The 15,138-nt window shown below is 43.6% G+C and carries 13 protein-coding genes; 10 read left to right on the top strand and 3 right to left on the bottom strand.

Translation table 11 applies throughout. The features are described from left to right. Nucleotides 1-2: 2 nt before the first annotated feature. The 3 genes from ADJ77_RS09715 (at nt 3) to ADJ77_RS09705 (ending at nt 3,007) form a co-directional block, all read left to right on the top strand. Entirely contained in the window at nt 3-842 is an 840-nt protein-coding gene (locus tag ADJ77_RS09715) for a hypothetical protein (RefSeq protein ID WP_025078302.1), read from the top strand. Between the two features lie 380 nt (nt 843-1,222). Next, nucleotides 1,223-2,194, top strand: coding sequence for a bile acid:sodium symporter family protein (locus ADJ77_RS09710; RefSeq protein WP_025078303.1), 972 nt, complete (start codon nt 1,223-1,225; stop codon nt 2,192-2,194). 6 nt (nt 2,195-2,200) lie between these two features. Further along, complete coding sequence (locus tag ADJ77_RS09705; RefSeq protein ID WP_025078304.1) at nt 2,201-3,007, top strand: SGNH/GDSL hydrolase family protein; 807 nt, start codon at nt 2,201-2,203, stop codon at nt 3,005-3,007. 705 nt (nt 3,008-3,712) lie between these two features. Here ADJ77_RS09705 and ADJ77_RS09700 read toward each other — a convergent pair. Beyond that, complete coding sequence (locus ADJ77_RS09700; RefSeq protein WP_025078305.1) at nt 3,713-5,701, bottom strand: OPT family oligopeptide transporter; 1,989 nt, start codon at nt 5,699-5,701, stop codon at nt 3,713-3,715. An 85-nt stretch (nt 5,702-5,786) separates the two neighbouring features. On the opposite strand from ADJ77_RS09700, the gene tsaA reads away from it, so the two are divergent. After that, nucleotides 5,787-6,449, top strand: a complete 663-nt coding sequence (gene tsaA, locus ADJ77_RS09695; protein ID WP_025078306.1) for a tRNA (N6-threonylcarbamoyladenosine(37)-N6)-methyltransferase TrmO — start codon at nt 5,787-5,789, stop codon at nt 6,447-6,449. 64 nt (nt 6,450-6,513) lie between these two features. Here tsaA and ADJ77_RS09690 read toward each other — a convergent pair whose 3' ends face one another. Together ADJ77_RS09690 and ADJ77_RS09685 are read right to left on the bottom strand one after the other, a co-directional pair. Continuing rightward, nucleotides 6,514-6,837, bottom strand: a complete 324-nt coding sequence (locus ADJ77_RS09690; RefSeq protein ID WP_050696348.1) for a hypothetical protein — start codon at nt 6,835-6,837, stop codon at nt 6,514-6,516. Then, entirely contained in the window at nt 6,837-7,346 is a 510-nt protein-coding gene (locus tag ADJ77_RS09685; RefSeq protein ID WP_025078307.1) for a zinc ribbon domain-containing protein, read from the bottom strand. Before ADJ77_RS09685 ends, ADJ77_RS09690 begins: the two co-directional genes overlap by 1 nt. A gap of 167 nt (nt 7,347-7,513) precedes the next feature. On the opposite strand from ADJ77_RS09685, the gene ADJ77_RS09680 reads away from it, so the two are divergent. The 6 genes from ADJ77_RS09680 to ADJ77_RS09655 all read left to right on the top strand — a co-directional run bounded on the left by ADJ77_RS09680 (nt 7,514) and on the right by ADJ77_RS09655 (nt 14,900). After that, nucleotides 7,514-8,110 carry a DUF3256 family protein gene (locus tag ADJ77_RS09680; RefSeq protein ID WP_025078308.1) on the top strand — a complete coding sequence of 199 codons (597 nt, stop codon included), beginning with the start codon at nt 7,514-7,516 and terminating at the stop codon, nt 8,108-8,110. 74 nt (nt 8,111-8,184) lie between these two features. Next, a complete protein-coding gene (locus ADJ77_RS09675) occupies nt 8,185-9,447 on the top strand; it encodes a nucleoside permease (protein WP_025078309.1) in 1,263 nt (420 codons plus the stop codon). Nucleotides 9,448-9,503: 56 nt separating this feature from the next. After that, the gene (locus ADJ77_RS09670) at nt 9,504-10,052 is read left to right on the top strand and encodes a bifunctional nuclease domain-containing protein (RefSeq protein ID WP_025078310.1); all 549 of its coding nucleotides are present in this window, start codon (nt 9,504-9,506) and stop codon (nt 10,050-10,052) included. 79 nt (nt 10,053-10,131) lie between these two features. Next, entirely contained in the window at nt 10,132-10,911 is a 780-nt protein-coding gene (locus ADJ77_RS09665; protein ID WP_025078311.1) for an RsmE family RNA methyltransferase, read from the top strand. 167 nt (nt 10,912-11,078) lie between these two features. Beyond that, complete coding sequence (locus ADJ77_RS09660) at nt 11,079-14,345, top strand: TonB-dependent receptor (RefSeq protein WP_050696347.1); 3,267 nt, start codon at nt 11,079-11,081, stop codon at nt 14,343-14,345. A 222-nt stretch (nt 14,346-14,567) separates the two neighbouring features. Further along, nucleotides 14,568-14,900 carry a cupin domain-containing protein gene (locus ADJ77_RS09655; protein WP_025078312.1) on the top strand — a complete coding sequence of 111 codons (333 nt, stop codon included), beginning with the start codon at nt 14,568-14,570 and terminating at the stop codon, nt 14,898-14,900. The last annotated feature ends 238 nt before the right edge of the window (nt 14,901-15,138 follow it).

Genomic DNA, 15,138 nt, shown 5'->3' with positions numbered 1-15,138 from the left:
GTATGAAACGAATCACTAAATTATTCCTGGCACTTGCCTTGGTTGCAAGTCCCTTGACATTCACGAGTTGTGATGATGACCATTGGGGTGACGATTATTATTATAATAGTCTGGTAAGTGCTGCCGTACGGAACTATCTGTATGAGTACCCAAATGGCTCAAGTTATTATACGGCTTACAACTGGTTCTATTATTACTATCCAGAAGCAACAACTTCAGAGTTCTATGCTTTCATGGAAGCTGTCGGTAATAACGGCTATTATAATTGGAGTAATAGCTACCGCCAGCAGGAAAACTCGCAGGTAAACAGACTGGTTGCTGAGGCACAGACACTTACTGGTGAGTGGGAGGGTGATATGACGATTGAGTACACGGATGATAACACCCATCAACGTATACGTACCAGTTTCAGTGCTAATATGAAATTCTTCCAGTACAAATCTTCCTCTAATTCGCTTCAGGGAAATGGTGTTGAGGTGGATACTGACGCATCTGGAAATCAGCAGACATTGGCTTTCTCCTGGAATGTTGATAGTAACGGAGATATTTATATCAAGTACACCAAGAGTGGAACTATCTTCCGTCTCAACTTGAATTCGACAACTGAAGGCTTCCACTTAGGCTATGAGCAGGCAAAGGGATATGACACCTTCTATGGTACGGCACGCAGTACGAACACGACGGATGTCATGAGCTTCGACCTTGCCCGCCAGAAACCAGCAAGTGCAAAGGCATCTAATAGTCTGACAAGGGCTTCAAAGCAGGCTTCCTTCGGTGCTGCCAAGGAGAACGACTATGCGAAGAATAGCACTGGTGCAGTAAGCGGTCTGCGCGAAAGATAATAGAAGTAAATCGCTTTTCTATAGCTTCATATATACTTCAATGAATCCCACTGACTGTGAAGTTGGTGGGATTTTTGTTCTATTCAATCTGTAACTTAGGTTTTGAACAGGTGTGATTGCCATTCATGACTTGGTTTTTTAGTTTAAAAGTAAGGATTGATTTTCATTCTTAACTTCGTGTTTTGAACTTTGTGTCCAGGCTGGCAGAAGCATGGTAAACAAAGGATTCCGAACATAAAAGTCATGTTTCAGGACTTTGAATTACTCTTAATCAAGATTACTAAATTTGAATTACATTGCTGATTTTCAGTCTTTTTTCGTAACTTTGCAGCCGACTTCCTGTTTAAAAGGAGGTGGACTCAGCTTGAGTTGATGATAAAATGAGGAGAATAATTCGGTTTATAAAGGATTGGACGTTGCCTGTTTCAATAGTTACGGGTACCTTGTTGTATCTCGTTTTTGCCTTTATTCCAGCCTTGGATGGTGCTGCAAACTTCTTTGCCCCCGTTCTTGACACAGTTCTCCCGTTGTTCATGTTCCTCATCCTGTACGTCACCTTCTGCAAAGTGGATTTCCGTAAGCTCATTCCTGTTGGCTGGCATCTATGGATAGGTATCTTTCAAATGTTGTTTGTAGCGATAGTTGTTGGTGCAATTCTGACTTTCCATGTCACAGGTGAGCCGCTTATATTGCTTGAGGCAGTCCTCACATGTATCATTGGTCCCTGTGCCTCTGCAGCAGCAGTGGTGACACAGAAGTTAGGTGGAAACCTTGAGGAGATGACAACCTATATGTTCCTCTCCAACTTCATCTGTGCTATTCTTATCCCAGTATGCTTTCCTTTGATTGAACCAGGGGCTGGTATGACGTTCTGGAGTGCCTTCATGCTCATCCTTTACAAGGTGTGCCTGGTCTTGGTAGTACCAATGTTTCTGGCATATATAACGAAGCACTGGCATGTCCTGCACAGGTTCTATCAATGGGTAATCAGTGTGAATGACCTTAGTTATTATCTTTGGGGATGTTCGCTGCTCATCGTTTCAGGCACTACGGTGAAGAATATAGTCCATGCTGATGTATCTGTCAGTTTCCTCTTGCTGATAGCTGCTCTGGCTCTTTTGCTTTGCCTGATACAGTTTGCAGTAGGCAGGTATATCGGTCATTTCTTCCATAGCACTATCAATGCAGGACAGGGATTGGGACAGAAGAATACTGCTTTTGCCATTTGGATAGCCTATACATATCTGAACCCTCTCTCATCAGTGGGACCAGGATGCTACATATTATGGCAGAATATTATTAACAGCGTTGAGATATGGCGGCATAATCATGCCATGCAACGCATAAAATAAGAGATTGTGAGAACAGTAAAGTATTTCATTGTATTATTACTTCTTCTTTTAACGAATATGACCTGGGCACAGGATGCTGCCAGCATTGATGCGTGGGAGGTAAAGCCGACTGAGTCGGTAGAGCCTGATGCAATGCCGGCACAGGCTGCACCGCAGAAAATTCTGGCTGAGACTGAAGAGATGTCGATGGCACCTCTTCCTGTATCCACAACGCATGTGGCACAAGTTGCCGAGAGCCGTAACCAGGTTGTCCTGCTTGTCGGCGATTCCATGGCTGACGGTCTGGGAACACGCTTCAATGATTATGCTGTAAAGAACGGCTTTGAGTTCCATTCCATCGTATGGTACGGTAGTACGACACGCGACTGGGCAATAGCAGCCGACCTTCAGTACCAAATTGAGAAGGTGCGTCCTACATATATAATTATCAGTTTGGGTACCAACGACTTAGGTTACAAGGATTATAGCAGACGTGAAACGGCAATCCAGACTATTCTTAGTCGTGTTGGCAATATCCCATACGTGTGGGTCGGACCGCTTCCTTGGCAGAAAGTAAAGGACCGTACCATCGTTAATGTCATTCGTGACTGTACGGGAGAAGGACGTTTCTTCGACAGTAGTTCCGTCATTGCTTCACGTGCAGATGGTATTCATCCCACACGTCAGGGAGCTGCTTTGTGGGTAGATAAGATAGTAGAGTGGATGGGAGAGCCGGAACTTAATGCGAACCCGATAGAGATGGATAAGCCTGATTTCAGCACCCGCTTTACGCATGATGAAAAGCACGGAATGGGTTATCACGGACGTAGATAAACGTTTCGTAATCGTTTTATGGTAATATATTCCAGCAAGGATTCTTGCTGTGATTACAAAAGCATAGGGCTGATAAGTCCATGCTTTTTTTGTTTTTAAGATGGGACTGTGATGCGTGTTTTGTCATGATATTTCATGTCCTGTAATTTTACTGGTGCTTACTTGCACTTGAATTAGACCTTAGTTGGCGTCCAAAAGATGCTTAGTTGGGGGCTTACTAACGCCCTTTTGAAGTCCAATTAAGCACTTCTTCTTTGCGTGTTTCGTAACTATCTGCAAATCTGTTTGTTACAAAGGAGGTGGTTGTGTCGGTATTTCCTGACTTTTACTCAAGGTTTGTAGGAAATTGTGTAAAGAAAATTCAAATAGTTGTATGTGCAGTTTTAACCCTAATCGGTTTATTAGAACCTGAACTGATTTAGTTTTATTGTCAAGCAGATAGTTTGTTTTTGTAACGAAGGCGTAGCGAGCAGCGTCAAGTGAGAACGACATACAAGATGCCTACAAGAAAGTATAAGATGTCAGAAAGCAATATGATTGATAACAATAATGGATATTGTGCTCAACGACGGGTTAGGATCTAATTATCAAACAGCGAAAGAAAAGAGGCTGTATCAGAATCGGAACATTTTGATACAGCCTCCTTTAGGATTTTTACAAACCCTTGCGGACAAACGAAAGTGTTTTGTCCGACAAGGTTAGATTTTATTCCGGTTGCTCGTTCTTGCTAAGTCTGGTAGCAAGGATGAAGTAGAGAATCAATGCTGCGTACGCCACGAGGGAGAGCAGTTCAGAGAGATGATTTTCCCACCAAGCTGAATAATCGACTTCAATGCCGCCAAACTTCAGCAGAGCAGAGATAACGCCCATCAGTGCACCACCGGCAATGAAGCCTGAAGCAAGGAGTGTTCCCTTGTCACCACGTGCCTTGTTGACAGCTTCGTTCTTAGAACGTGTGGTTACGTACCAGTTCATTGTGCCGCCTACTAACAATGGGATATTCAACTCCAGAGGAATAAACATACCCAAGGCGAAAGCCAAGGCAGGAACCTTACAGCGGTCGAGTGCGAGAGCGATAACTGCACCGATGCCATAGAGAATCCAAGGTGCACCCTGTCCGCTCATCAGTGGTTTGATGACAGCTGCCATGGCATTCGCCTGTGGAGCTGCCAGTTTGCCGGAGTTGAAGCCGTAGGTCTTATCCAATACAATCATTACGCCAGCCACAGTAGCTGCAGAGATGATAGTACCGAGGAATTTCCAAGTTTCCTGTTTCTTAGGAGTTGTGCCAAGCCAATAGCCAATCTTCAGGTCGGTGATGAATGAACCGGCCATTGAGAGTGCCGTGCATACAACACCACCCATAAGGAGAGCAGCCAGCATGCCGGCATTGCCTTTCAGTCCGACTGCTACCATCACGACTGAGGCAAGAATGAGGGTCATCAGTGTCATGCCCGATACAGGATTGCTTCCTACGATAGCAATGGCATTAGCGGCTACTGTGGTGAAGAGGAAGGCTATGATTGCAACGAGCAAGATGCCCACAACTGCATGGAGCAGATTGAAGTCCATCACCCCAAGATAGAAGAAGAGGAAGGTGACAACGAGTGTGGCAATACTTCCGAAAGCAATAATCTTAAACGAAATATCACGCTGTGTACGGATAACTTCATCCTGTCCACTGCCTTTACCTTTCATCTCACGTGCAGCCAGACCGACAGCACCCTTGATGATGCCCCATGACTTCACGATACCGATGATACCTGACATTGCGATGCCACCGATACCGATTGAGCGAGCATATGACTTAAAGATAGCCTCCGGTGCCATCTGTCCTACGGCTGTTGTGATAGATGGGTCCCACTGATTCAATACTGTGTCAGGGAAGATAAGAGCCATTCCCGGTACGATGAGCCACCATACGGTCAGTGAGCCGACACAGATGATGAAGGCATATTTCAGACCGATGATATAGCCAAGCCCGAGGACTGCTGCACCGGTATTGACCTTGAAGACGAGCTTTGCTTTGTCGGCAATAGTCTCGCCTAAGCCTATCATACGGCTGGTTACGTTCTCGTTCCACCAACCAAAGGTTGCGACAATGAAATCGTAGAGTCCACCTACAAGACCAGCGAGGAGCAGGGGCTTTGCCTGACTTCCGCCTTTCTCACCGCTTACGAGTACCTGTGTGGTAGCCGTTGCTTCAGGGAAAGGATATTTACCATGCTGATCCTTAACAAAATACTTGCGGAAAGGAATCAAAAAGAGAATGCCCAGTATGCCTCCTAAAGCTGCTGCAATGAAGATTTTGAAGAAGTCGGCTTCCAGCTCGAGCATATAGATGGCTGGCATAACGAAGATGCCACCGGCAACTACAGCACCTGAGCAGGCACCGATACTCTGGATAATGACGTTCTCACCCAATGCGTTCTTGCGCTTTGTGGCTGATGACAGACCGATAGCGATAATGGCGATTGGGATGGCTGCCTCAAATACCTGTCCTACCTTCAGACCGAGGTAGGCAGCTGCAGCCGAAAACAGGACAGCCATGAGAATACCCCATGTGATAGACCACGGGCTTACTTCACGATAGGTTTTCTGCGGCGACATGACCGGCTCGTACTCTTCGCCATCTTTCAACTCCCTGAAAGCATTCTCAGGAAGGTCAATGTTTTGATTCGCTTTATTTTCCATTGTTTGATAGTATTATTCGCTTGCAAAGATAAATAAAAATCATTTATCTTATAGCAATTCAGCGTAAAATATTACCTTTGTCTGCATGAAAGAGATTAGACCCATCGCTTTTTTCCGTTCGCCACTGACTTCGAAGTTCGGTGTTCCACGTCAAAGTGGCTTGGCAGACAATCTTGTCGGGAGGATTGTTTTTGAACCTCAGTACCAGCGTGAGGAGGCTCTGCGTGGACTGGAAGGTTTTGATTATCTGTGGTTGATCTGGGGCTTTTCGGCTAACAAATCTACTGATGACGGTAAACTTACCGTTCGCCCTCCACGTTTGGGAGGTAATGAACGTCTGGGAGTGTTTGCTACGCGTTCACCCTTTCGCCCGAATGGTCTTGGACTGTCTTCAGTCCGGATTAAGCAGATAACTGATAGTGTAATAGAGGTTGTTGGGGCTGACTTGATGGATGGTACGCCAATCTATGATGTGAAGCCTTATATTCCGTATGTTGATAGCCATCCAGAGGCAAAGGGCGGTTTTACAGATAAGAAAGCATGGCAGAAACTGTCAGTAATGATGTCTGATGAGTATGCCAGATGTTTTGAGAAAGAGGAACTTGCTGCATTGAAAGAAGTGCTTGCGCAGGATCCACGTCCGCAGTATCAACATGATACCGAACGTGTTTATGGTATGCCTTTCGGTGGTAAGGATGTAAGATTCAGGGTTGATGGTGATGTGCTGGAGATTGTTGGAATAGAGTAGGAGTTATCTGTCCAATTAGTCCTATGTGGTCTAATTAGGCTGATTAGCAATTATTCCCCTTCAATTACTTTGACTTCAAATACCGCATCCACGCAAATAGCCGTCGATGAGAAAGATAATCAAGGTCATTCATGTTTTGGTACGCCTCCCGTTCAAAGGAAAGGTTCATGTAGGCATTACCAGCCATCGGCAAACGAATGAGCCATTCTATGAGATACCATAGATAAAAAGGAAGTATGAGCATCTCTAACATCTGTCGTGTGTGGATACGCTCATGATTGATTAACTCCTTGGTAAGCTCAACCCCAGGATGGGCAAAAAGAACTCCAAGGATATTGATGGCATCGTAATTCTTGGGTGGTAGATATTTTGTTCGAATAATTTTCATTAATCCATCTCAATTGATTCAATACGGGGCTTGGAAGCAGCAGGAGCTATAGGTTGTATCTCACCTGCAGAGCTGGAAGAGTGTTCTGGGCTACTGCTCTGCCTGTCAGAATTGCTTGAAGATGATTCTTCGTGACTGCTCTTATGGCTTGTGCGGTTACTTCTGCGGATACTGTTGAATACCTTTTCTGCCTGTTCCTCCTCCTGGTTGTCAGCAGAATCCTTGGCTGTTATATCTATTGCAATTGTGTCGAACTTAGCCTTATCGTTGTCAGCCAGGTTTGAGTCTGGCTCAATGGCAGTCTGTGTATATTCCGGGTCATTCTTGTGCTGACCATAATAGTAGAAACCGAAGGCGACAAGGAAAATAGTACCAATGATTATGAAGACAACCAGTCCTCGGCTTAATGTCGGACCATTCTTCTTGTCATTGTTGTTCAGTGGCGAGTTGCAGTTAGGACAGTTCTTTTCCTGCTCGTTTACTTCATTGTTACATTTTGGACATTTCATATTTGTTACTTTATCTTTGATTTCTGTCGGCAAAGGTAAAAGAAAAGGTAGAGATGGCAAAACGATTTCGCTTTTTATTCGTTTCTTCTTTCTTTTTTGTATCTTTGCAGGGATTTTCAGATGATGAAGAATCAAATTAAGAATAGAATAGAAGAATTTTTTTCATTATGAAAAAGACATTGACACTTATATGCTTGCTTGCATGCTGGCTATGTGCTTCTGCTCAGAGCCTGCGTGAAGTATGGATAGATATGCCAGATAGCATCACGCCTTATCTGACCAAGAGCCAGCGTACAGAACTGGCAGATTATGTCGATATGAGGGCTGAGCCTGTGGTCAAGAATGCTTTGGGGGATACCGTTCGTATTGAGCGCATGACAGGTAATTATCTTTTGGTTAAATTAAGTAAGTCCAGTTTGTTGGAAGTCAAGTTGTTGGATAATAATACCCTTGCTTTGGTACAGACATGGAAAGCTCCGGCTGCAGAAAGCAAATTGTGTCTGTTCGACCTGCATTGGCACGGGAAAGCCTCTGTCGTTGCGTGTAAAGAGGATATCGTAAAACCCGATTCGATGAGCGATGAGGAGTTTTCTGATTTGAAATCCTTGGCAGTTCCACGTATGAAAGAGTATCATCTGTCGGTTGATGACAATTCATTGTCACTAAGTTGGAACTATCCTTTGCTTTCAAAGAAGGAGGCACGGCTGGTCGAAGCATTACTGAAGCCACAGATATTAAACTGGACAGGAAAAGATTTTCGATAGTAAAAATTGATTGCACATTTGGAGGTTTCTGATAAAATCACTACTTTTGTGCTCATAAATTAATAACTTATAGCATGAATTTGAAGGTACGTTTAGCGTTGATGAACTTCTTGGAGTTCGCAGTGTGGGGAGCTTATTTGACCTCTATGGGTCGCTATCTTGGTAATATCGGTATTGGTGCTGAGATTGGTTATTTCTATTCAATGCAGGGAGTGGTGTCTATCTTCATGCCTGCCTTGATGGGTATCGTGGCGGACCGATGGATTCCTGCCCAGCGCCTGTTAGGCTTCTGTCATTTGCTTGCCGGCTTGTTTATGTTTGCCACGGCAGGTTATGGCTTGAGTGTAGGTGAACATGCAGAGTTTTCTGTTATCTTCACACTTTATTCACTTTCTGTAGCATTCTATATGCCGACGTTGGCACTTACCAACTCTGTAGCCTACAGTGCTCTGAGCAATGCTGGTATGGATACTGTAAAAGATTTCCCACCAATCCGTGTGTTCGGTACGATTGGTTTTATCCTTACCATGTGGCTTGTTGACCTTTTGGGCTTCCAGAGCAACCAGAATCAGTTTATTACTTCTGGTGTAGTAAGTATTGTTCTTTTCCTCTACACCTTTACGTTGCCTAACTGTGAGGTAAGTAAGGGAACTGACCAAAAGAGCTTTATTGATGCCTTTGGCTTGCGTGCTTTCACACTCTTCAAGCAGAAGAAGATGGCAATCTTCTTTATCTTCTCAATGCTTTTAGGTGTAAGCCTTCAGATAACCAACAGTTTTGCCAATCCATTCCTGTTCAGCTTCGGTGCTCAGCCAGAGTTTGCAGATTCATTCGGTGTGCAGCATGCCAATATTCTTATCAGTCTTTCACAGATAAGTGAGACCTGCTGTATTCTCCTTATACCGTTCTTTATGCGTCATTATGGCATCAAGAATGTAATGCTGATGGCTATGTTTGCATGGGTTTTACGCTTTGGACTTTTTGGTATTGGTAATCCGGGATTTCCGGGTATATTACTTTTCGTACTGTCAATGATTATCTATGGTGTGGCCTTTGACTTTTTCAACATTTCTGGTTCACTGTTCGTTGACAACAGTACTGAGCCTGCTCTTCGTTCGTCAGCACAGGGCTTATTTATGTTGATGACCAATGGTATTGGCGCAACAATTGGTACATTGACAGCTCAGGCTGTAGTTAATACCCATACGTATCAGAAAGTTGTGAATGGCGATGTCCTGACAGTCGGTGATTGGCAGTCTTGCTGGTTCATCTTTGCAGGCTATGCCTTTGTTGTAGGAGTCTCGTTCGCTGTAATCTTCCGTCCGAAGAAGGTGTAAGAGCCAACATGTTAAGGCTACTTGTGTCTAAAGTGTAAGCACGATTGTAAATAGTAATGAGTAAAGTTCAGCTGATATATGTGGGAATTTCGCAGATAGTAGGAGGTCCGGAGTTAGGACTTCTTATTCTGTCCAATCTTTCGCACACAAGGCAGATTGCCATAGTGTGTGATAGTCGCATGGAGTATGAACTTGGCTTACGGACAGGCGATAAATCAATCACAGAAAGATTATTGCCCGAAGTGCTTTGTAATGTCAATCCACTGATGACGAGTGAGCATTATGAAATACTTTTCAACTCAATCATTGACGGACAGTATAAGGCACTCCTGGTGAATAAAGATGACCTAAGTCTTATGCCCATACGTGCTTCGGATGCTGTACTTCTGGCACATGTAGCAAAGCTGAATATTTTTATGGAAGAACATCTCTTCAACCGGCAGAGTGTTGACAACAGTACTGGCAAGAACAAGATAGCACTGCCAGTCAATGCACTAAGCCTTGAGATGTTGCGCCATGCCTTGGAGAAAGCGATAGAAGATGAGAACTATGAATTGGCTTCTATGCTCCGGGATGAGATGAAGAACAGGGGAAAGGAGCCTTAAAAGTAATGGACTCTTCCGTAAAGGCAGCTCTTTTATAGGCATGTCCTTTACATGGAAGATGCCGCTATAAAAACAGATAATGAAGGAAGCGAGATATTTTTATGTTCCCAATGCTGCGAATGAAACTGAATTACCTGCCGAGGAAGCAGTTCATGCTATGCGTGTGCTAAGGCTGAAGGAAGGCGACGAGATGTATCTTATGGATGGTGAAGGTTACTTCTATCAGGCAGAAGTGGCACTGGCGACACCGAAGAAATGTATCTATACCATCAAACAGACCCTGAAACAGAAACCTGTATGGCATGGTAGAATCCACCTTGCCATAGCCCCGACGAAGGACATGGGACGTATGGAATGGATGGCAGAAAAAGCTACTGAAGTTGGTTTTGATGAAATCAGCTTCTTAGATTGTAAGTTCTCAGAGCGCAAGACGTTGCGTATAGACCGTATTGAGAAGATAGTTATATCGGCAGTAAAGCAAAGTCGTAAAGGGTGGAAACCTGCTGTTAATCCGATGATGCCTTTCCATACGTTCATAGAAAACTGTTCCAATGCAGGGCAGAAGTTTATCTGCCATTGTTATCCCGAGATTCTACGGGAAGACTTCTTTACTGTAATCAATAATGTTTCACATGCAATTTCGTCTCCCTCGGATAGTCAGAAGTCATCAGATAATAAGCCTTCGGTGGGAGATGATATTACCGTACTGGTCGGACCCGAGGGTGACTTCTCCATTGATGAGGTTCGCTTTGCTTTGGAACATGGTTTTGAGAGTGTTACATTGGGTAACAGTCGTTTACGCACAGAGACGGCAGGGCTTAGTGCCGTTATGATGTCACAGCTTGCACGTAGAGTGTAAGCTGTTTTTATTCTGACAGTTGATAATGGATGTTGACCAGTATTGAATGAAGAACAGTAAGTAATATTTTTTTCACATATCTCGGTGTATGTATCAAAAAAAATGCTTAAATTTGCAGCATATATTTAAATAACGTTATTATTTCAATTTAATCTCTTAGCTTAACTATGCAGAAAAGATTACTCTTCTTGGTTACGTTGTTGCTTGCAATGACAACTACGGTCATGGCACAGATTACAACATCAGGAATCAGTGGTAAGGTAACGTCTCAGGGCGAAGATGTCATCGGTGCTACCATTACGGCAACCCATCAGCCTTCAGGGACTGTTTACCGGGCTGTGACGAACATTGACGGTCGTTATACTATTCAAGGTATGCGTGTCGGTGGTCCGTACAAGGTGAGTGTGGCTTACATTGGTCAGAAGACAAAGACCTTTGAGAATGTGATGCTCCGTCTTGGAGAGACGGAAGATCTCTCTTGTTCACTTCAGGATGATTCCAAGGAACTTCAGGAAGTTGTTGTGACAGGTAGTGCGGGTGTCAATGCCACCAAGACTGGTGCTGCACAGAGCATCAGCTCAAAGCAGATTGCTGACATGCCAAGTATTACCCACGGTATCGCTGATGTTGCCCGGCTGAATCCACAGCTGACGACCACTAATAGTGGTGCAATGTCTTTTGCTGGTACAAGCAACCGTTACAACTCTTTTATGATAGACGGTGCGGCAAACAATGACGTGTTTGGTCTTTCAAGTGACGGAACGAATGGAGGTAGAGCTGGTGCACAGCCAGTTTCAATGGAGACAATCGAGCAGATTCAGGTGAACGTTGCTCCTTTTGATGTCCGTCAGGGTGGTTTTACGGGTGGTGCCATCAATGCAATTACCAAGAGCGGAACCAACGTGTTCCATGGTAGTGTGTATGGTTTTGGCAACAACCAGAGTCTGGTTGGTTCAAAGTATCCTCTTGCTGACGGCGGTTATGCTCCAAAGTTCAACAAGCAGAAGGAGTATAATATTGGTGTAACCTTGGGTGGTCCTATTATCAAGGATAAGTTGTTCTTCTTTGCAAACTATGAGAAGACCAACAAAACTTATCCTAATCTTTATACCTTAGGTTCAGAGCATTCTGCCGTGGATGCTGCAAAGGCAAATGATATCTTGGAGAAGATTGCTGATATAGCAAATCGTCAGGGTGTGAACTTCCCTACAGCTCTTTCTACTGATGATATTTATACCAAGAGTGATAAGGCTGGTTTGAAACTTGACTGGAATATCAATGAAACCAATAAGGCGTCTGTACGTTGGAGCCTTGTCAATGCTGTTCAGTTGAACAATGCCGGTTCAAGAACATCTGTTAATGGTAAGAGTTATGCTTTCCCATTTGAGAGTGTTACCAATTCATTCATTGCAGAGTTACAGAGTCGTCTCTCTCCATCTGTTGCTAATGAGGCTCGTGCCAGCTATGTCCGTGTAAGAGATAATCGTGCTATCACTGGTGAGTACCCTAATGTGACAGTCAATAATGTCGGTGGCGGTTCAGTAAACTTAGGTATTGAGCGTTCTTCTATGGCAAACCGCTTGGATCAGGACATCTATACTCTTGAGGATAACCTGACTTGGTATAAAGGTAACCATACTTTTACATTCGGTACGCACAATGAGTTGTATAAGTTTACAAATCTTTTCCTTCAGGATCTCTTTGGTAGTTATACCTTCAAGAACTATGATTCTTTCGTAAACTACTATAACGATTATGTTGCAGGTAAATTAGATCCGAAAAAGGCTTATATCAACCAGTATCGTTATGGTCATGCAAATGTAGACGTAACAGGCGACCCACGCTGGGAGGCTTCATTCGGTGCAGCTCAGCTGAGTTTCTATGCACAGGATAAGTGGGATGCAACAACCAACTTCCAGCTGACTTACGGTTTGCGTATGGATATTCCTATTATTATTGACACCCCTACAGCTAATGAGCCATTCGCTCAGTATGCTGAAACGAAGGGTTGGAATGTTAAGACTAATCAGCGTCTGGCAAGTACTCCACTTTGGAGTCCCCGTATAGGTTTCCGTTGGGACATCAATCGTGACCGTAGATACATTCTCCGTGGTGGTGCCGGTGTGTTTACAGGTCGTATCCCATTCGTATGGATTAGCAATAACTATTCTAACACGGGTGTTCAGCTTTCAACATTTAATGTTAACTCTCCAACAGGATTGGAACTGTTGCTTAATCCAAATGGTCAGGACGCAAATGCTAATAAGCTGAAAGCGTTAGGAAGTCAGACCATCAACGTGTATGATCGTAACTTCAAGTATGCACAGAACCTCCGTTTCAACCTTGGTTTCGACTTTAACCTGTTGGGTATCAACTGGACTGCTGAGGCCATCTACTCAAAGACACTGAACGATATTCTTTATCAGAACCTTGCTTACGAACAGACGGGTAAGACCTTTGGAGAAGTTTATGGTAGTGTTGGTGCACCGATAGAAGATAATCGTCCACTTTATTCTAAGGTGACGAAAGGAAGTCCTTTTACAAATATCTATAAGCTGAGCAATACGTCAAAGGGCTACACTGTGAACTTGAGTCTGAAGGCTGAAAAGCATTTCAACTTCGGTCTTGATTTGATGGCAAGCTACACTTGGACAAAGGCAATGAGTGTAAATAATGGTGGTTCTTCTGTAGCAGAGAGTAACTGGAGATTCAATTACACTTATCGTAATCCTAACGACCCGGAGCTGGGCAATTCTGCTTATAATATTCCTCACCGCATTCAGGCATCTGCTTATTACCATGTAAACTATGGTTCTCAGAAGCAGTGGCAGACAACGGTAGGTCTTATCTACCAGGCGAAGAGCGGTTCTCCATATAGTCTCTATTACTACGGTGATGTCAACGAGGATGGTGCAAATGGAAACGACCTGTTCTTTATTCCTACAGATGCCCAGATTGACAAGATGCAGTTTGAGGAGACCAACTTCTCTGCTAATGCACTTACAAAGGCGGTCTTTGGTGCCGACTTTGCTCCTGCTGGTAACAAGCTGACTGCTGATATGCAGCGTGCCTTGATGAAGTATTGGATTGGCAATGATTCATACATGAAGAAACATCGTGGTGAGTACTACAAGCGTTTTGCTGATAACCTTGCTTTTGAACATCATTTTGACGTACACTTCGCACAGAAGTACAGCTTTAAGGTGGGTGGTCAGATTAACTCTCTTGAGTTGAGCCTTGACGTCATCAATGTTGGTAACTTGCTGAATAAGGACTGGGGACACACCTATGGCGATGGCTTCGGAGTTTACTACAGCCCGGTAAGTTACCAGAGAAATGGTCGCTATCAGTTTACTGGTGGTTATGCAACACGTAACTACAGTGATTATTACAGTCGCTGGCGTGGTCAGATTGGTTTGCGTTACACCTTCTAATCAGTAGAAGAAAACTATATAAAAAGCAGAAACTCCTGTTGGGGTCTCTGCTTTTTTTATTATCTTTGCATAAGATAGGCTGCGCTCGGCAATTAGAAAGTGAACTTTCATTGCTCTCGCTTGCACTATCTTTGCATAAGATAGACTGCGCTCGGCAATTAGAACGTGAACTTTCATTGTTCTCGCTTGCACTATCTTTACATAAAAACAAATTCAAACATTATGGTTATAGATTTTGATAAGATTGCTGAAGAGCATATAGAAGCCTTCAAAGGTGGTGAAGGTAAATTGGATATGCGTGCTTTCGTAGACGAGCAGGCTCGCATTATGTACTCTACTTTGCGTCCAGGTGCAAGTAGTGGAAAGCACCAGCATGTAGGCTCTTTTGAGGTTATGTATGTTATCAGTGGTGAATTGACTGTTCATTATGATGATACGATAGAGGTGGTAAGAGTAGGGCAGTTGCATTATTGTCCAGAAAGTCACTTCCATTGGTTTGAGAACTGTACGGATCATGACGTAGTTTACCTTGCTATTGTACCGACATTGAGGTAAACGGCGAATTCTTTTCATGAAGAAAAATATTTTTTGTCGTGAAGAAAAATATTTTTTTTCATGAAAATAATTATTTCTTTTCGTGAAAAGAATTTGTAATAGATGGTTTGATAACCCCGTCCATGTGATTTATATACTCAAATGTTAGCAATACTCAAACAACTTATGGTTAGTGGGAGGAATGATTACGGTGTGTTTTTTTAGATTATGCTGTACGTAAAAAATACTATATAGTTGT

It is taken from the genome of Prevotella fusca JCM 17724 (assembly GCF_001262015.1).
GTDB lineage: Bacteria > Bacteroidota > Bacteroidia > Bacteroidales > Bacteroidaceae > Prevotella > Prevotella fusca.
This window is presented reverse-complemented; position numbering and strand designations above follow the sequence as displayed.